Origin of the sequence: Pseudomonas fluorescens Q2-87, assembly GCF_000281895.1 — a bacterium.
GTDB classification, from domain to species: Bacteria; Pseudomonadota; Gammaproteobacteria; order Pseudomonadales; family Pseudomonadaceae; genus Aquipseudomonas; species Aquipseudomonas fluorescens_S.
Window position 1 is genome coordinate 1,172,522 of record NZ_CM001558.1, and the last position, 18,170, is coordinate 1,190,691.

Annotated in this window: 15 protein-coding genes; 11 read left to right on the forward strand and 4 right to left on the reverse strand. The window is 62.2% G+C overall.

Annotated features, from left to right (window positions below; translation table 11 throughout):
• Window positions 1–20: 20 nt before the first annotated feature.
• A complete protein-coding gene (gene metR, locus PFLQ2_RS22370; RefSeq protein WP_003178472.1) occupies window positions 21–938 on the reverse strand; it encodes a transcriptional regulator MetR in 918 nt (305 codons plus the stop codon).
• A 107-nt stretch (window positions 939–1,045) separates the two neighbouring features.
• On the opposite strand from metR, the gene metE reads away from it, so the two are divergent.
• Window positions 1,046–3,358: a 5-methyltetrahydropteroyltriglutamate--homocysteine S-methyltransferase gene (metE, locus tag PFLQ2_RS22365; RefSeq protein ID WP_003178474.1), complete on the forward strand. Its 2,313-nt coding sequence runs from the start codon at window positions 1,046–1,048 to the stop codon at window positions 3,356–3,358.
• 307 nt (window positions 3,359–3,665) lie between these two features.
• Window positions 3,666–4,685 (forward strand): alpha/beta fold hydrolase, encoded by a 1,020-nt coding sequence (locus PFLQ2_RS22360; RefSeq protein ID WP_003178475.1) that lies wholly within the window; start codon window positions 3,666–3,668, stop codon window positions 4,683–4,685.
• A gap of 182 nt (window positions 4,686–4,867) precedes the next feature.
• Here the strand turns inward: PFLQ2_RS22360 and PFLQ2_RS22355 are convergent, their stop codons facing one another.
• A complete protein-coding gene (locus PFLQ2_RS22355) occupies window positions 4,868–5,749 on the reverse strand; it encodes a LysR substrate-binding domain-containing protein (protein WP_003178477.1) in 882 nt (293 codons plus the stop codon).
• Between the two features lie 160 nt (window positions 5,750–5,909).
• Between PFLQ2_RS22355 and PFLQ2_RS22350 the strand changes: the two genes are divergently transcribed.
• The 7 genes from PFLQ2_RS22350 to PFLQ2_RS22320 all read left to right on the forward strand — a co-directional run bounded on the left by PFLQ2_RS22350 (window position 5,910) and on the right by PFLQ2_RS22320 (window position 15,326).
• Window positions 5,910–7,547: a 5-guanidino-2-oxopentanoate decarboxylase gene (locus PFLQ2_RS22350; protein WP_003178479.1), complete on the forward strand. Its 1,638-nt coding sequence runs from the start codon at window positions 5,910–5,912 to the stop codon at window positions 7,545–7,547.
• The gene (locus tag PFLQ2_RS22345) at window positions 7,544–8,992 is read left to right on the forward strand and encodes an aldehyde dehydrogenase family protein (RefSeq protein ID WP_003178481.1); all 1,449 of its coding nucleotides are present in this window, start codon (window positions 7,544–7,546) and stop codon (window positions 8,990–8,992) included. Before PFLQ2_RS22350 ends, PFLQ2_RS22345 begins: the two co-directional genes overlap by 4 nt.
• A 216-nt stretch (window positions 8,993–9,208) precedes the next feature.
• Window positions 9,209–10,312: an ABC transporter substrate-binding protein gene (locus PFLQ2_RS22340; RefSeq protein ID WP_003178483.1), complete on the forward strand. Its 1,104-nt coding sequence runs from the start codon at window positions 9,209–9,211 to the stop codon at window positions 10,310–10,312.
• Between the two features lie 921 nt (window positions 10,313–11,233).
• Entirely contained in the window at window positions 11,234–12,181 is a 948-nt protein-coding gene (locus PFLQ2_RS22335) for an IS110 family transposase (protein WP_003178485.1), read from the forward strand.
• 320 nt (window positions 12,182–12,501) lie between these two features.
• Window positions 12,502–13,410: an ABC transporter permease gene (locus PFLQ2_RS22330; protein WP_003178486.1), complete on the forward strand. Its 909-nt coding sequence runs from the start codon at window positions 12,502–12,504 to the stop codon at window positions 13,408–13,410.
• Complete coding sequence (locus tag PFLQ2_RS22325; protein ID WP_003178488.1) at window positions 13,407–14,255, forward strand: ABC transporter permease; 849 nt, start codon at window positions 13,407–13,409, stop codon at window positions 14,253–14,255. Before PFLQ2_RS22330 ends, PFLQ2_RS22325 begins: the two co-directional genes overlap by 4 nt.
• Window positions 14,256–14,270: 15 nt before the next feature.
• Window positions 14,271–15,326: an ABC transporter ATP-binding protein gene (locus PFLQ2_RS22320; RefSeq protein ID WP_003178490.1), complete on the forward strand. Its 1,056-nt coding sequence runs from the start codon at window positions 14,271–14,273 to the stop codon at window positions 15,324–15,326.
• 162 nt (window positions 15,327–15,488) lie between these two features.
• Here the strand turns inward: PFLQ2_RS22320 and PFLQ2_RS22315 are convergent, their stop codons facing one another.
• Window positions 15,489–16,418 carry an AraC family transcriptional regulator gene (locus PFLQ2_RS22315; protein WP_003178492.1) on the reverse strand — a complete coding sequence of 310 codons (930 nt, stop codon included), beginning with the start codon at window positions 16,416–16,418 and terminating at the stop codon, window positions 15,489–15,491.
• Between the two features lie 327 nt (window positions 16,419–16,745).
• Between PFLQ2_RS22315 and PFLQ2_RS22310 the strand changes: the two genes are divergently transcribed.
• Both PFLQ2_RS22310 and PFLQ2_RS22305 read left to right on the forward strand, forming a co-directional pair.
• Window positions 16,746–17,099 (forward strand): putative quinol monooxygenase, encoded by a 354-nt coding sequence (locus tag PFLQ2_RS22310; RefSeq protein ID WP_003178494.1) that lies wholly within the window; start codon window positions 16,746–16,748, stop codon window positions 17,097–17,099.
• A 43-nt stretch (window positions 17,100–17,142) separates the two neighbouring features.
• The gene (locus tag PFLQ2_RS22305; RefSeq protein WP_003178497.1) at window positions 17,143–17,376 is read left to right on the forward strand and encodes a hypothetical protein; all 234 of its coding nucleotides are present in this window, start codon (window positions 17,143–17,145) and stop codon (window positions 17,374–17,376) included.
• 86 nt (window positions 17,377–17,462) lie between these two features.
• Here the strand turns inward: PFLQ2_RS22305 and PFLQ2_RS22300 are convergent, their stop codons facing one another.
• Complete coding sequence (locus tag PFLQ2_RS22300) at window positions 17,463–18,083, reverse strand: flavin reductase family protein (protein WP_003178499.1); 621 nt, start codon at window positions 18,081–18,083, stop codon at window positions 17,463–17,465.
• Window positions 18,084–18,170: the final 87 nt, after the last annotated feature.

Sequence of the window (18,170 nt, forward strand, 5' to 3'; positions counted from 1 at the left end):
GCGATTGGAACGACTCGGTCTCACCGAACGGCACTGACCCCATCCAGTGTCGAGAATGAAGTGTCCTTGGCTGTCAGCAGAAAGTCGCGCATGTACGGTGCATCGAGCATATCGGTGCGCACCGCCGCGTAGAGCGTGGCAAACAGACCTTTCTCCCCGAGGCGCTTGGCCTTCACGTAGCCCCGTGAGCTGTATTCATGCAGCGCCCAGTGCGGCATGCCGCACACACCTCGGCCGCTGGCGACCAGTTGCATCATCATCACCGTCAGTTCAGAAGTGCGCACCTGGGCCGGTTCGATGTCGGCCGGCTCCAGGAAGCGGGTGAAGATGTCCAACCGGTCCCGTTCCACCGGGTAGGTGATCAAGGTTTCGCTGATCAGATCCTCGGGCACGATGTAGGGCTTGCCTGCCAGGCGATGCTGGTTGGCGACGGCGAGCATCGCTTCGTAGGTGAACAGCGGCACATACGTGATGCCCGCCAGTTCCAGCGGATCGGAAGTCACCACCAGGTCCAGATCGCCCCGGGCCAGGGCCGGCAGCGGGGCGAAGGCGAAGCCCGAGGCCAGGTCCAGCTCGACTTCCGGCCAGGCGTCGCGGAACTGGTCGATGGTCGGCATCAACCATTGGAAGCAACTGTGGCATTCGATCGCCATGTGCAGGCGCCCGGCGGTGCCGCCGGCCAATCGGGCAATGTCCCGTTCGGCGCCGCGCAGCAAGGGCAGGGTAGCGTCGGCCAGTTGCAACAGGCGCAGGCCGGCGCTGGTGAACCGTACCGGCTTGGTCTTGCGCACGAACAACGGCATTCCCAGGCGCTCTTCCAACTCCTTGAACTGATGGGAGAGGGCGGACTGGGTCAGGTGCAGGCGTTCGGCGGCTTCCACCAGGCTATCGGCTTCGCGCAAGGCATGCAGCGTCTTGAGGTGACGGATTTCAAGCACCGCGGGCTCCATGAGTAAAACTTGTGATCAACACGAAAACGTTGAGTTTGTCTCATGTAGCCCCGGCTGTCGACAATGGCGCCATCTTTTACAGGAGGACTCACACCATGGCCCTGGCCCACACCCTCGGTTTCCCCCGCATCGGCGCCGACCGCGAATTGAAAAAAGCCCTTGAAGCCTACTGGAAGGGCGACCTCGCGCAGGCCGCATTGCAGACCGTAGGGCGTGAACTGCGGGCCCGGCATTGGCAATTGCAGAAAGACGCCGGCATCGACCTGCTGCCCGTTGGGGATTTCGCCTGGTACGACCAAGTGCTCGGTCACACCTTGGCGTTGGGCGCCGTTGCGCAGCGCTTCCAAAACACCTTGGATTCCGACGGCCAACCGACCCTCGACACCTTGTTCGCCATGGCCCGTGGTGCCACAACCAGTTGCTGCGCCGCCGACCACGGACACACGCAACACGCCCTGGAACTGACCAAGTGGTTCGACACCAACTACCACTACCTGGTCCCGGAGTTTTCCGCCGACCAGACTTTCGCCCTGAGCTGGACGCAGTTGTTCGACGAAGTCGATGAGGCCCACGCCCTTGGGCATCGGGTCAAGCCGGTGATCATCGGCCCGCTGACCTACCTGTGGCTGGGCAAGGCCAAGGGGGCGGCGTTCGACAAGCTCGACCTGCTGGAGCGCCTGCTGCCGGTCTACGGTGAAATCCTCAATCGCCTCAAGGCCCAAGGCGTGGAGTGGGTGCAGATCGATGAACCGATCCTCACCCTTGATCTGCCCCAGGCCTGGAAAAGCGCCTTCGAGCGGGCTTATCACATCCTCCAGTACTCGCCGCTGAAAAAACTCGTCGCGACTTATTTCAGTGGCCTGGCAGACAACCTCGGCCTGGCGGTGGGCCTGCCGGTGGACGGCTTGCACATCGACGCGGTGCGCGCGCCGGAGCAACTGGGCCAGGTGCTGGACCGCCTGCCGACCTACAAGATTCTCTCGGTGGGCCTGGTCAACGGGCGCAACGTCTGGCGTTGCGAGCTGGAGCAGGCGCTGGCGCAATTGCAACCGGCCCAGGAGCGTTTTGGCGATAACCTGTGGGTCAGCACTTCGTGCTCGCTGCTGCACAGCCCCGTGGACCTGGAACGTGAAGACCGCCTCGATCCCGAACTCAAGAGTTGGCTGGCCTTCGCCGTACAGAAGTGCGGGGAAGTGGCCGTGTTGCGCGATGCGCTGAACGATCCGCAGGCGCCCGCCGTTCGGCAGGCCTTGGCCGACAGCCAGAATGTACAGGCCAGCCGCGCCCGCTCGACTCGCATTCACAAACCTGAAGTCCAGGCCCGGCTGGCGGCGATCGGCCCCCAGGACAGCCAGCGGCGTTCACCGTTTGCCCAACGCATCGAACAGCAGCATGTGCGGCTGAAGTTGCCGGCGCTTCCCACCACCACCATCGGTTCTTTCCCGCAGACCCCGGCGATTCGCCTGGCACGCCAGGCCTACAAGCAAGGCAAACTTTCGGCCGACGATTATCAGGACGCCATGCACACCGAGATTCGCCATGCCGTGCAGATCCAGGAACGCCTGGGCCTGGATGTGCTGGTACACGGTGAAGCCGAGCGCAATGACATGGTGGAATATTTCGCCGAGCAACTGGACGGCTACGCCTTTACCCGTTTCGGCTGGGTGCAGAGCTACGGTTCGCGTTGCGTGAAGCCGGCGATCATCTACGGTGACATCAGCCGACCCAAGGCCATGACCGTCGACTGGATCCGCTATGCGCAAAGCCTCACCGACAAAGTCATGAAGGGCATGCTCACTGGCCCCGTGACCATGCTGATGTGGTCGTTCCCCCGCGAGGACGTGTCACGCCAGGTCCAGGCCCAACAACTGGCCTTGGCCCTGCGGGACGAAGTGGTGGACCTGGAAAAGGCCGGGATCAGGATCGTCCAGATCGACGAGGCGGCGTTTCGCGAAGGCTTGCCGCTGCGTCGCGGACAATGGCAGGAATACCTGGACTGGGCCGTGGAGGCTTTCCGCTTGAGCGCGTCGGGTGTGAGCGACGAAACCCAGATCCACACCCACATGTGCTACAGCGAGTTCAATGACGTGATCCAGGCCATCGCCGCCATGGACGCCGACGTCATTACCATCGAGACCTCGCGTTCGGCCATGGAGCTGTTGGACGCCTTCGAGGCCTTCGACTACCCCAACGACATTGGCCCTGGCGTCTACGACATCCACTCGCCACGGGTGCCGGACACGGCCGAGATGGTTGCATTGCTGAGCAAAGCCGCGAAGCGCATCGCCCCCGAACGGCTCTGGGTCAATCCCGACTGCGGCTTGAAAACCCGGGCCTGGCCGGAGACGGAAGCGGCGCTGGTGAACATGGTCGCGGCGGCCCGGCAGTTGCGTAGTCAGTTGGCTTGAGACTCGGATGTTGTGGCCGAACACCATGTTTCTGGCAAGGGAGCTTTTTGTGGCGAGGGAGCTTGCTCCCGCTGGGCTGCGCAGCTGCCCCAAAATTCCATGCCTTGATCATATTTCGAGGTTGAAGCGTTTTGGGACCGCTTCGCGGTCCAGCGGGAGCAAGCTCCCTCGCCACAGAGGGCCCACATAGCTTCAAAAGTAACCACTGGGCAATCTTCATCAAACTGTCACGCAACTGTGGCAGCGCGCTTGAACAAACTTCATCAGACTCGCGCTCTACTGGAGTCCTGCGTTTTGGTGTTTGTTCATGCGTGTATTCATTTTCCTGGCCGCTTTGTTCTGCGGCTTGCCGTCGTTTGCGGCTTCTCGTTGTGATGTCAACGTCGCGACCCAACGGGTCGATCTGGACCAGGTGAGCCTGGCGTACCAGAGCATTGGCCGTGCGTCGGATCCGGCGCTGCTGCTGGTGATGGGCCTGGGCGGGCAGTTGATCCATTGGCCGGACGAAGTGGTGGTGGCCTTGTGTGAACAGGGTTTCCGGGTGATTCGCTACGACAACCGCGACGTGGGTCTGTCGACCTGGCGCCAGGCGCCCGGCAGCGCCAACCTGACCTTCGAAGCCCTGCGCTACAAGCTTGGCCTGGCTGTAGACGCGCCGTATACCTTGACCGACATGGCCGACGACGGGCTGGGGTTGATGGATGCGTTGGGCGTGCAACGCTTTCATGTATTGGGGGCGAGCATGGGCGGGATGATCGCCCAGCACATGGCGGCCATGGCGCCAGGGCGGGTCGAGAGCCTGACCCTGATCATGACCAGTTCCGGCGCCCAGGGCCTGCCCGCGCCCAGCGAACGCCTGGTGCAATTGTTATCCCGGCGTGGTGCGCCGAATCGCGAAATGGCCTTGGAACAGCAAGCCGATCTGTTGGCCGCCCTGGGCAGCCCGATGGTGGTCGACGACCGTGAGGCACTGTTGCATCAGGCCGCCCTGGCCTATGACCGAGCCTTCAACCCCGAGGGCGTGAAGCGCCAGATCATGGCGATCATGGCCGAACCCAGCCGGGTGGCATTGCTCAATCAGCTGCGAGTGCCCACCTTGGTCGTCCACGGCACCGCCGACCCGTTGCTGCCGGTAATGCATGGCGTACATCTGGCGGCGCACATCCAGGGCAGTCAGCTGAAGCTGATCCCGGGCCTTGCCCATCGGTTCCAGGATGCGTTCAAGGCGCCATTGCTGGGGGCGGTGCTGCCGTATCTGAAGCAGCACCGCGAAGACGCCTCACACTGGGCGCAGATCGAGCCGGTGCAGGCGCCGAATCTGCTGTGACCACTTGAGGCTGGTGCGATTTATGTGGCGAGGGAGCTTGCTCCCGCTGGGCTGCGCAGCAGCCCTATCATCTACTTGTCGCCGCGGTGCCCCAGGCAGAACCCAGGGGTTGCTGCGCAACCCAGCGGGAGCAAGCTCCCTCGCCACGGTTCCGTCCATCCTCGATATCTGGATGGTTGGCTCTACCGCGCCTGAGCCTGCGCCACCAGCCACCCCATCAATTCCTGCAACGGCCCCGATGCCTGGGGCTTGCGTGGATGCACCAGGTGATAGCCCAACCCGGTCTTGACCTTCAGCTCGAACGGCATCACCAGCCGTCCGGCGCTCAGGTCGTCGCCGATCAGCGACCAATCACCAATCGCCACGCCGGTGCCCTGGGAAGCCATGGACATGGCCAGGTCGAGGGTTTCGAAATGCTGGCCTTTGCTGACATTGCTCAAGTGCACGTCGGCCGCATCGAGCCAGGCGTTCCAGTCGCGCTCGTCACGGGTCGGGTGCAGCAGCAGGTGTTGCTGCAGGTCGGCAGGTTCACGCAGCGGCACGGGGCCTTCCAGAATCGTGCGGGAGCAGACGGGCGTGAGTTGTTCATCGAACAGGTGCAGGCAGGCCAGCGGCCCGTCCGGCGGCGGGCCGTAGACCACCGCCGCGTCGAAAGTCTCGCGCTGGAAATCCACGCCGTGCCTGACGGTGGTGGTCAGTTCCACCGGCACGTCCGGCCGTTCCTTCTGCCATAGCAACAGGCGTGGCAGCAGCCAGCGCATCACACAGGTCGGGGCCTTGAGTTGCAGGGTCTGGCGCTTCTCGCCGACTTGCTCCACCGCTTCGCCGATCAGGCTGAACACCTGCTGCACCCGCGGCAGCCACGCCTGGCCTTCAGTGGTCAGGCTCAGGCCCCGTGCGTGACGCTGGAACAGCGCATAGCCCAAGTGATCCTCCAGCCCGGCGATCTGCCGACTCACCGCGCCTTGAGTGATGTGCAGTTGTTCGGCAGCCCGGGTGAAGTTGCAGCATTGGGCCGTGATCAGAAACGTGTGCAGCGCGGGCAGCGGGGGAAGTCGTTTCATTTGGATCCAAGCCATGACGTGAGGACATGGCTAGTATGACTTTTTATCCATTGTTGCCGCTATGGCCTGCCCGTTCCAATAACGCCATTCCCAAGGATAAACAAGGGCCTCGCAGCGTGCTGCGGATGCCCCGTCCAAGACAAGAAGAAGGGCAGTGGCAATGGCGACGTGCGGCGAAGTATTGGTCAAGTTACTCGAAGGCTATGGCGTGGAGCAGGTGTTCGGCATCCCCGGCGTGCACACCGTTGAGTTGTACCGCGGGCTGGCCCGTTCAAGCATCCGTCACGTGACGCCTCGTCATGAACAGGGCGCAGGTTTCATGGCCGACGGCTACGCCCGCGTCAGCGGCAAGCCCGGCGTGTGCTTCATCATCACCGGCCCTGGCATGACCAACATCACCACCGCCATGGGCCAGGCCTACGCCGATTCGATCCCGATGTTGGTGATCTCCAGTGTGCAATCGCGCAGCCAGTTGGGCGGCGGACGCGGCAAGCTGCATGAGCTGCCGAACCAGGCTGCGCTGATAGGCGGCGTGGCGGCGTTTTCCCACACGCTGATGTCTGCCGCCGAGTTGCCCGGCGTGCTGGCGCGGGCTTTTGCCTTGTTCCAGGCCGGGCGGCCACGGCCGGTGCACATTGAAATTCCGTTGGACGTGCTGGTGGAAGACGCCGACGCGTTGCTCGCCAGTTCGCCAGTGAACATCAGCCGCGCCGGCGCCGCGCCGAGCGCCGTGGCGCTCATGGCTGCCAAGCTGGCGGCGGCCAGGCGGCCGCTGATCCTGGCCGGTGGCGGTGCCATCGACGCAGCGGCCGAACTGACCGAGCTGGCCGAACGTCTCGGCGCCCCGGTGGCGTTGACCATCAATGCCAAGGGCATGCTGCCTTCGCGCCATCCCCTGTTGATCGGTTCCACCCAGAGCTTGGTGGCGACCCGCGCGCTGGTGGCCGAGGCTGACGTGGTCCTGGCCATCGGCACCGAGTTGGCCGAGACCGACTATGACATTACCTTTGCCGGTGGTTTCGAGATTCCCGGTGCGTTGCTGCGCGTCGACATCGACCCGGACCAGACCGTGCGCAATTACTCGCCGCACCTGGCCCTGGTGGCCGATGCCCGCAGCGCCGCGCAAGCCTTGCTCGACCAGTTGAACCGCCAACCCTTGGCCGAACACCACAAGGAGTGGGGCCCGGCCCGTGCGGCTCGCTTGCGTGCCGACCTTGCAGAAAGCTGGGATGCTGCGACGCGGGCCCAGAGCCTGTTTCTCGACACCGTGTTGCAGGCACTGCCTGACGCGGTGTTTGTCGGCGACTCCACGCAACCGGTGTACACCGGCAACCTGACGTTCAACCCCGAGCAGCCACGGCGCTGGTTCAATTCGTCCACCGGCTACGGCACGCTCGGCTATGCGCTGCCGGCGGCCATCGGCGCCTGGCTCGGCGGCCAGGGCCAAGGCCATGACCGCCCGCCCGTGGTGTGCCTGATCGGGGACGGCGGGTTGCAGTTCACCCTGCCGGAACTGGCCAGCGCCGTGGAAGCGCGCACACCGGTGATCGTGCTGTTGTGGAATAACCAGGGCTACGAAGAGATAAAAAAATACATGGTCAATCGCGCCATCGAGCCGGTGGGCGTGGACATCTACACCCCGGATTTCCTCGGGGTCGCCAAGGCCCTGGGTTGCGCCGCCGAAGCCATCGGTGACGTGGCGCAACTGCACGCCGCATTGCTCGCCGCCTGCGACCGACAAGGCCCGACCCTGATTGAAATCGATCAGGCCCGTTGGATGCTGGAGGCGTCGAAATGAGCGCGCTTACCACTCAGGACGGGTTGTACATCAATGGCCAGTGGTCCGCCGGCAATCAACCTTTGCGGGTGATCAACCCGGCGACCGAGGCACTGCTGGCCACGGTGCATGGCGGCGATGAGCACGCCGTCGACCAGGCCTTGGACGCCGCGACCCGGGCTTTCGGCCAATGGTCGATGACCACCGGTGCTGAACGCGGCGCGATCTTGCGCCGGATCGCCAGCGGCGTGCGAGACGGTCGCGAGCGGCTGATGCACCTGCAATCGAGCAACAACGGCAAGCCGCTGTTCGAAGCGGCCATCGATGTCGACGACGTGATCGCGACTTTCGAGTATTACGCCGAACTGGCCGAGGGCCTGGACGCCCGCCAGGACAGTTCGCTGCCATTGCCCAGCGATGATTTCAGCGCGCGCCTGCGCCGCGAACCCTGTGGTGTGGTCGGCTTGATCGTGCCGTGGAACTTCCCGATGGTCACCACCGCCTGGAAACTCGCGCCGGCCTTGGCTGCCGGTTGCTGCGTGGTGCTCAAACCGTCGGAAGTCACGCCATTGCCGGAGCTGGAACTGGCTTCGATCATCGCCGGATGCGGCTTGCCTGACGGGGTGTTCAACCTGGTCTGCGGCACGGGCCTGGCGGTTGGCGCGCCGCTGGCGGCGGACCCACGGGTGGCGAAAGTCTCCTTCACTGGCAGCAACGCCGTCGGTGTGCAAGTGATGCAACGGGCGGCGGAAACGGTCAAGGGCGTGAGCCTGGAACTGGGCGGCAAATCGTCCCTGCTGGTGCTGGCCGAAGCTGATCCGGACCTGGCGGTGGAGCTGGCCTGTGGCGGCGGTTTCTTCAATGCCGGGCAGATGTGTTCGGCCACCAGCCGTGTACTGGTTGCCGAGGAGTTGGTCGACGAATTCCTTCACCGGCTCAAGGCGCGTGCCGAGGCAATCCGCGTGGCCGACCCGTTCGACCCGGACGTGGAGATGGGCGCGCTGGTCAATCAGGCGCAATACCAGCGGGTGCTGGGGCACATCGACCGCGGCTTGAGCGCCGGGGCGACGCTGGTGTGCGGCGGTCAGCGACCGGCCCATCTGCCACGCGGCTTTTTTTTACAGCCGACGATTTTTGCCGATGTGCCCTTGGACAGTGCGTTGTGGTGCGAGGAGATTTTCGGGCCGGTGCTGTGTGTGCGCAGTTTCAGCACCCAGGCGCAGGCGATTGCCCTGGCCAACGACAGCCGTTTCGGCCTGGTGGCCAGTGTTGTCAGCCGTGATATCGAGGCGGCCGAACAGGTGGCCAACGCTTTGCAGGCAGGGCTGGTGTGGATCAACGCACCCCAGGTGATTTTTCCCCAGGCAGCATGGGGCGGCTACAAGCAGAGCAGTCTGGGCCGCGAGTTGGGGCCTTGGGGACTGGCGGCATTCCAGGAGATCAAGCATGTCATCCGGGCCGTCTGACGGCACGGTATGAGGTCATGCATGCCTCGAAAAAAGGCATGCGCCAGGAACATGGCTTCAATGAGTTTTTATCGATAGTCAGGGATTTTGCACAACCTCAGGATGGCCCTGGACACCGGCGAAGCCCTTGCATTACGGGGCTTTTGTCGGCGTCGACGGGTACGGGCGCAACGGTTTTGACCCACCTCATACTTAAAAAAACAAAGGGAGTCCTCCATGGGCGAGCATGATCTGAACAGACGTCAATTCATCAAGACTGCAAGTGTGGTTTCGGTCGCGGCGGCCGCCATGAGCGTGCCGTTCATCAGTGCCCGGGCCAGCGATACGCGCTTCGTCGGCAAGACCCTGCGCCTGCTGACCTGGTCCGATGACACCGGGCTGGCGGCGCTGCGCAACATCGCAGCGACCTTCGAGGCCAAGACCGGGGCCAAGGTCATTGCCGACCGCACCGGCAGTACCTCGGAAATGGTCGCCAAGCTCAAGGCCGGCGGCGACCGGCCGCAGTACGACATCATCACCCTGGCCGGCGTCGGCGCCGAGGGCCTGGCCGCCGCCGGGCTGCTGGAAAAGCCCGACCTCAACCGCATCCCCAATCTGGTCGATGTACCACCGCAATACCGCACCGGCGCGGGCGGCCACGGCATTGGCTACCTGCTGTGGTGCAACAGCCTGGTCTACAGCACCCGTACCTTGAAACAGGCGCCGGACAGTTATGCGGCACTGTGGGACGCAGACCTGGCGCCGAACATTTTCCTGCCGCCGCCGAACTGGACCGAGGCCATGGACCTGATCATCATCGCCGCCAAGTTGGCCGGTGGTGACGAACACAACATCGAACCCGGATTCAAGAAACTCGCCGAGCTCAAGGACCGGGTGGTGACCCTGGGGGAAAATCCCAACCAGATCGCCGAGCTGTTCCGCACGGGCTCCCTGGACATGGGCGGGTTGTACGCACCCGCGTTTTTCCCCAAGCAGATCCGCGATCCGGCCTACAGCCTGGGTGCGACGTTCGGCATGAAGGAAGGTTTCTACACCGACCTGATGCTCTCGGTCATGCCCAAGAACCGCCCCGGCGACACCGACCTGGCCTACGCCTTCCTCGACCACTCCCTCGACCCGCTGGTGCAGGGCAAGATGGCCGAAGACATCTTCAACGGCCCGGTCAACGCCAAGGCCATCATCTCCAGCGAAGCGCGCAAGAGCCCGTACATCCTCACCCCGGAGCAAATCGCCGACAAAGCGATCATGCACGACAACGCCTTCCTGGCGACGGTGCATGACCAGTGGATTCGCCGCTACACGGAAATCTTCTCCTCCTGATACCCAGTTCCACTATGGGAAATGCAGGGATCTGTGGTCGCCGCAGAACCAGCGTGGGAGATGGATGATTTTGTGATCGCCGCAGAACCAATGTGGGAGCGGGCTTGCTCGCGAAAGCGGAGGGTCAGTTGATGGAGATGTTGGCTGTGCTGCCGCCTTCGCGAGCAAGCTCGCTCCCACAGGGGATTGGGGGAGATGCATGGTTTTTGTGGTCGCCGCAGAACCAATGTGGGAGCGGGCTTGCTCGCGAAAGCGGAGGGTCAGTTGATGGAGATGTTGGCTGTGCTGCCGCCTTCGCGAGCAAGCTCGCCCACAGGGGATTGGGGGAAATGCATGGTTTTAGTGGCCGCCGCAGAACCAATGTGGGAGCGGGCTTGCTCGCGAAAGCGGAGGGTCAGTTGATGGAGATGTTGGCTGTGCTGCCGCCTTCGCGAGCAAGCTCGCTCCCACAGGGGATTGGGGGAGATGCATGGTTTTTGTGGTCGCCGCAGAACCAATGTGGGAGCGAGCTTGCTCGCGAAAGCGGTGGGTCAGTTGACGGAGATGTTGGCTGTGCTGCCGCCTTCACGAGCAAGCTCACTCCCACAGGGGATTAGGGGAAATGCATGGTTTTAGTGGCCGCCGCAGAACCAATGTGGAAGCGGGCTTGCTCGCGAAAGCGGAGGGTCAGTTGATGGAGATGTTGGCTGTGCTGCCGCCTTCGCGAGCAAGCTCGCTTGTATGGTAGGACTTGAAGGGAGGAGGAGGGACAAGGCTCGATTCTGACTGTTAGCCGCAGTACAGACCGTGGGAGATTTCACCCCTCCTCCTTTCACCCAAGCGCCGATAAAGAATGCATCTGGCCTAGACCGACGATAGGAACAAGCCTGCGCCTCTGGGTGAACCCTTCAAGTGTTCAAACCTTAGCCCGGAGGATTTTCAATGGCAATGCCGGTTTCTGTCGTAAAGCCGATCGTGGGTGTTGATGTCGCCAAGGATGAGTTGGTGATTTATCACGCAGAAACAGATCGACTCGAAGCGATCCCCAACACCAAAGCTGCGATCAAGAAGTGGCTCAAGGCGTTGCCCGCGCCAGTGGATGTCGCCATCGAAGCCACCAATATCTATCACCAGGAATTCGCCGACCTGGCTTATGCGCAAGGTTGTGTGATCTACATGATCGGCGGCTACGAGCTCAGCCATTACCGCAAAGGTGTCAAAGTTCGCGCTAAAACCGATGCGCTGGATGCTCGGTTGTTGGCTCGTTACTTGAACAACGAAGGCCACCAGTTGCACCCATGGACCCCGCCATCGCCCCTGTATTGCCGGCTTATAAGCCTTTTCCGGCGCCGAGCAGCCTTGGTTCAGGCGCGTGTCAGCCTCAAGCAAAGTTGGTCCAACGAACCGTTGCTCAAAACGGCGTTTGAGCACCAGATAAAGGCCATGCAACGACTGGAAATCTTGCTCGAGAAAACAATCCAGACGCAGTTGGAAGCAGCTGGCTTGAGCGCTCAGCTCAAGCGTTGCATGAAAGTCGAAGGTATCGGCCTATTGAGCGGTGCCCGTTTGCTCACGTCGTTTCAGCGTGGGGATTTCAGAAATGCCGATGCCTTCATCGCTTTTCTGGGCCTAGACCTGCGTATATCGGATTCAGGGAAAAAGAAGGGACGCCGCTGTCTGTCTAAGCGAGGTGACCCAGAGGCACGTCGATTGATGCATAACGCCGCGATGTCGGCGAGACGTACAGCGGCATGGAAGGGTTTTTATGAGGCACTGAGGGCCCGGGGACTCAGCACAACCGAAGCATTAGTTGCACTGGCCCGCAAGCTTGCTCGAGTGGTATTCGCCCTGCTGAAGAACCAGAGCGAATACTTACCGAAAGGCATTTAAGGGGTAGCCCCGCACCATAGAATCTCCCACAGGGGATTAGGGGAGATGCATGGTTTTAGTGGCCGCCGCAGAACCAATGTGGGAGCGGGCTTGCTCGCGATAGCGGTGGGTCAGTTGATGGAGATGTTGGCTGTGCTGCCGCCTTCGCGAGCAAGCTCGCACAGGGGATTGGGGGAGATGCATGGTTTTAGTGGCCGCCGCAGAACCAATGTGGGAGCGGGCTTGCTCGCGATAGCGGAGGGTCAGTCGATGGAGATATTGGAATTGAGCTGGTTTGAAAATGTGTTTGTTCTGTCGTTTTCCTCTGACGAGACTTTGCCATGGAACACCAACCGTTGATTCAATCGCGCAGTGTGGCGTCAATGCCTGCTTCGCGGGATCTTTCACCTACCGCCCGTGCATGGGTTTTCCTGTCGCCGTCGATGTTGTTTCTCGGTGTGCTGATCGCCGCCAGTCTGTTGGTGCTGCGCATGAGCGTCGGCACCAAGGGCGCGGAGTGGAGTGGGTTCAGTCTCGCCAGTTATGGGCAGTTGCTGGAACCCTACTATCTCAAGTCCCTGCTGCTGACCTTGCGCCTGGCCTTGATCAGCGCGGTAATCGCCGTGCTGCTGGCGATTCCCGTGGCCTACACCATGTCGCGGCTGGCCTCGCCATTGTTGCGGCGGGTGTTCCTGGCGGCGGTGTTGTTGCCGCTGCTGGTCAATCTGCTGCTGCAAAGCTACGGCTGGCTGGTGATCCTCGGCCCTGCCGGCATGCTCAATCAAGCCCTCATGGGCCTGGGTCTGATCAAACGACCGATCATGCTGCTGTACAACCAGAATGGCGTGTTGATGGGCCTGGTCCAGACCGCGTTCCCGCTGGCCGTGCTGCCCATCGCCAGCGCCATGCGCGGCGTTGCCCGCAGTTATGAAGAGGCCGCCGCGACCCTCGGCGCCAGTCGCTTCCAGGTGTTTCGCCAAGTGGTGCTGCCCATGAGCCTGCCCGGCATCATCACTGGCGCGACGCTGGTGTTTGCCTACAACGCCAGCAGCTTTGTCGTGCCGTTGCTGCTCGGCGGTCGACGGGTGCCGATGCTGGCGGTGATGGTCCATGACCAGATCGCCCCGCTGATGAACTGGCCGGCCGCGTCCGCCGCCGGGGTGGTGCTGATTGTCACCACGCTGATGATCATGACCCTGTCCGAATATTTCACCGGCCGCCGTCGGCGGATGCTGGAGGCTTCTCAATGAGCGCGTCGAGTCACAAACGCCAGTCGCTATTGCCCGGCGAAACCGGACGGGCCGTGGGGTTGCTGTCAGGCTTCATTCTGCTACTGGCGGTGTTGCCGATCCTGACCATGATCGTCATGTCCTTCAGCGGCGCGGCGAACCTGGATTTCCCGCCGAGCAGCTACAGCCTGCAATGGTATCGGGCCGCCTGGCACACCTTTGTCTCGCCGGATGCCAGCGACGTACTGAGCCTGGGCCAGGCCATGGGCACCAGCCTGCTGGTGGCCTGCCTGACCATGATCTTCGCCACGCTGATCGCGGTGCCGGCAGCCTATGCGCTGACCCGTTGCGAGTTCCGCGGCAAGGCCGTGGCGCTGCAATTGATGTCGTTGCCGCTGGTGTTTCCCATGGTGGTGCTGGGGTTGGCGCTGCTGTTGGTGTTCGACAGCTTGCCGTTCCAAATGACCACCTCACGCCTGGTCATTGCCCACGTCATCCTCGCCTTGCCGTTCGTGGTGAAGAACTGCACCGCCGCCATGCTCGGCATCGGCAGTGAAGTCGAAGAAGCCGCGCGAATGCTCGGCGCGACGCCACGGCGGGCCATCGTCGATGTGGTGGTGCCGTTGATGAAATCGGGGATTCTCGCCGGGATGCTGCTGGCGTTCATTGTCTCGTTCAACGAATTCACCGTGACCTATTTCCTCTACACCATCGACGTCATGACCGTGCCGATCTGGATGTACAGCCGCACCGTGTCGTCGCTGGACCCCACCGTTTTTTCGTTTGCCGTGCTCATCGTGCTGATCGACTTCGTGCTGATCTGGGCGCTGGAGAAACTGGTGGGCGAGGGCGGCGTTTCCTTTTGATTTCGAGGTGAAGACATGACTGGACTGATACTGGAAAACGTCGAGAAACATTACGGCTCGGCCTGCGCGGTAAAGGATGTGAACCTGCATTTGCCCGAGGGCAAGCTGGTGTGTTTCCTCGGGCCTTCGGGGTGCGGCAAGACCACGCTGCTGCGCATGATCGCCGGCCTGGAAAGCCTCAGCGGTGGTGAAATCCGCCTGGATGGCGAAGACATCGGCCATACCCCGGCACACCTGCGCAACTTCGGCATGGTGTTCCAATCGTTGGCATTGTTCCCGCACATGACGGTCGGCGAGAACATTGCCTATCCGCTGAAATTGCGGGGCGTGGGCAAGGCCGAGCAACAGGCGCGGGTCGTGGAATTGCTGGAACTGATCCAACTCCAGGCGATGATCGACCGGCCCGTGGCGAAACTCTCCGGCGGCCAGCGCCAGCGGGTAGCGATTGCCCGGGCGATTGCCGCCCGGCCGAAAATCCTCCTGCTGGACGAGCCGTTGTCGGCCCTGGATGCGAAGCTGCGCGAGTCGATGCAGGTGGAGATCCGTCAACTGCAGCAACGGCTGAACATCACCACGATTCTGGTGACCCACGACCAGCGCGAAGCCATGACCATGGCCGATATCGTGGTGGTGCTGGGGGAGCATCGCGTGCAGCAAGTCGGCACGCCGATCGAGATCTACCGGCACCCGGCCAACGAATTCGTCGCCGACTTCATCGGCTCAGGCAATATTTTCCCCGCCACCACACTGGGCAACGGCCGCGTGGGATTGCCGGGTGGGGACGCGCTGGACGTGCCGGCCAGCAACAGCATCAACGCCGGGGAGAAGATCAAGCTGCTGGTGCGCCCCGAAGACCTGCAACTGTCCTCGCCCCAGGCCTCGGCGGGCAATCGCTTGCTGGGTGAGGTGACGTTCGTGCGGGATATCGGCGCGACCATCGAAACCACGGTGCAGTGTTCCGGGGTCTCGTTCACGGCGTTGAGCACGCCATGCCAGGGGATGAACCTGGATATCGGCCATGCGGTGTCGGTGACCATACCGGCGCAGGCGTGTCGGTTGCTGGGTGCCTGAGTTCATCATCTCGAAAGATGAGTTGTCTTGACTGGCGCGTTCGCGAGCAAGCCCGCTCCCACAGGGGATCTTCAGTGAACACAGATTCTTTGTTCACAACCGATCAACTGTGGGAGCGGGCTTGCTCGCGAAGAGGTCAGAAAACGCTACACAAACTTCAGCTCAGACGGTCATCCGCAACCGCGCCAGATCCCGCAGCGGCGGTGCGCCGAACAGCCGGCTGTATTCGCGGCTGAACTGCGAAGGGCTTTCATAGCCCACCCGATACCCCGCCGCCGAGGCCTCCAGCCCTTCGGCCAGCATCAGGCGTCGGGCTTCCTGTAGGCGCAGTTGCTTCTGATATTGCAGCGGGCTCATGGCAGTCATGGCCTTGAAGCGATGATGCAGGGTCGAGACGCTGAGGTTCACTTCCCGGGCCAGGTCATCGATGCGCAGCGGCTGTTCGAAATGGCCGTTGAGCCATTTGATTGCCTGGCTGATGCGATGGCTCTGACTATTGGCGATGGCGATTTCGTACAGCCGAAAGCCCTGTGGACTGCGCAGCAGGCGATAGAGAATTTCCCTGCGTACCAAGGGCGCGAGCATAGCGATGTCTTTCGGCGTGTCCAACAGCCGCGCCAGGCGCAGCACGGCGTCGAGCATCGGCGTGTCCAGGCGCTCGACATACAGGCCGCGCCCGGCGGGGCGGGTCGGTACGCCCAGGGGGCCGGCGTCGGCGATCAGCGCGGTGATTTCCGCCGGGTCGATGTCCAGGCGCAGGGCCAGGATCGGCTGTTCGGTCGTAGCGTGGGCCATGCAGCCGCTCAACGGCATCGACACGGAGACCACCAGGTAATGAAGCGGATCGTAGTTGAACAATTCGTCGGCCAGGCGCACCTGCTTGCTGCCTTGGGCCATGACGCACAGCGCCGGTTGCGCCAGGACCGGGGCGAAACTTTGCGGCTTGCTGTGGCGCGACAGGTTCAGCGAACCGATGGCCGTGGCGTAGCTGCCGTCTTCGCTGGTGTTGCGGTCGATGATCGACGCCAGTTCGGCGCGCTGTTGTTCCAGGTACGTGTCCAGCGGGACGTGGGCGTGGTCGAGCGGCGACATGCCGGGATCCTCAGCAAATAGGAAGCGATGAACAAAGCTTATGTTTGTGCAAGACGCAGCGGTAGCCACATCCTGTTGAAAGCTTGCCTGATCCTGCACCGCGTGTCGGGCCATGACGTTGCAATATGGACGAAACTTGCTTGAAACCTTTTGTTTCAACTTCCCGGATCGTCGTTGGGTGGCCGGCCGTTTTTTTCCAGTCGACACGCAGGATTGTGCAACGGGTCGGCAGGAATCGACTAACGAGGCTGGCGTCGTGGCGCTTAACCTTTGATCCTGTCGCAGCCTGTTCCCGGCTGCACAACGGATGACCTGGGAGGGTTGAACATGACTACACATATCCCCGTCAGTCACATGGCCTTTGTACGCGCCCGTGCCGGTTGCTCCAAGCAATTGGGCGCACGGTTGGGCAGGCTGATCGCGCCATCTCGCCAGGCCCCCGGTTGCCTGCACTTTGCCTTGCAGCAATCGCAATGCGACGCTGACTTGTGGCTGGTATCCGGGTTGTGGGTCAACCAGCCGGCGATGGACGCCTACTTCAATTCCCCGGCCATGGCGATTTTCGCCGAGTTGGTGCAAGACCTGGTGGTGAGCAGCTTGGACTTCCATACGTTCAGGGAAGTGTCCGCCGCCCAGGCGACCGAAGGGTGCCTGGCGCAGGTACACAAACTGGCCGGTTGAAGGTTTAATGAGCGTCATTTTCCACCGCCAGGATGCACAAGACATGGCACGTAAAGCCTTTGAAACCTTTGAAGCTGTTTCCGCTGTCGTTCCCAAGGAGGGCGGTGGTTACCATGCGGCCATAGCCACCAAGGCCATCGGCGGCTCCGGCGCACCACGTTTCAACAAGGTACTTGAAGACCAGGCGTTCAAGACCGCGACCGAAGCCGACGACGCCGCTGCCGTACAGCTCACCCATCTTCAGGGTGTCAGCGAGGATGGTGGGTTGGTCTGGTAGCGACACGATCACCCGGTAGGGCTTTTGTGGCGAGGGAGCAAGCTCCCTCGCCACAGGTTGCTGTTTCTTCTTGAGAGCCGTGTCGCTTACTTCGGGCGATGCATCTTGAACAACGCCTCGGGCCCCAACTGGAAATAATCCGCCGGCCCGCCGCCGCGCAGAATCGGCTCGGCGGCGGCGGTGTCGTACACCCCGTCCTTCAGCAGCCACTTGGCGATGTGCACGGCGACCACTTCGCCGAGAATCAGCCAGCTCGGCACCAACCCTTTGTCCGCCCGTTGCAACTGGATGATCTGGGTAACCTTGCATTCGAAAGACACCGGGCTTTCAGCCACCCGCGGCACGCGAATCACCCGTGACGCCGCTGTCGTCAGGCCGGCCAGCTCAAATTCGTTGACCTCAGGCGCCACCATCGCGCAGCTCTGGTTCATCTGCTCGGCCAGCGGGCGAGTGGCCAGGTTCCAGGCGAACTCGCCGGTCTGTTCGATGTTGTTCAGGCTGTCTTTGCGCCCGACACTGGAGAAACCAATGATCGGCGGAATGTAATTGAAGGCATTGAAGAAACTGTAGGGCGCCAGGTTCAGGCGACCCTCGGCATCCTGCGAGGAAATCCAGCCGATGGGACGCGGGCCAACGATGGCATTGAACGGATCGTGAGGCAGGCCGTGGCCGTTGGCGGGTTCGTAGAAATGGATGTCATCGGGCATTGGCGGGTGTCCTGGAAGAGCCTTCGTAGGCGGCCAATAGTGCAAGGCGCAGCCTTTTATTTCCAGATTGGATTACGCAAAAAACAT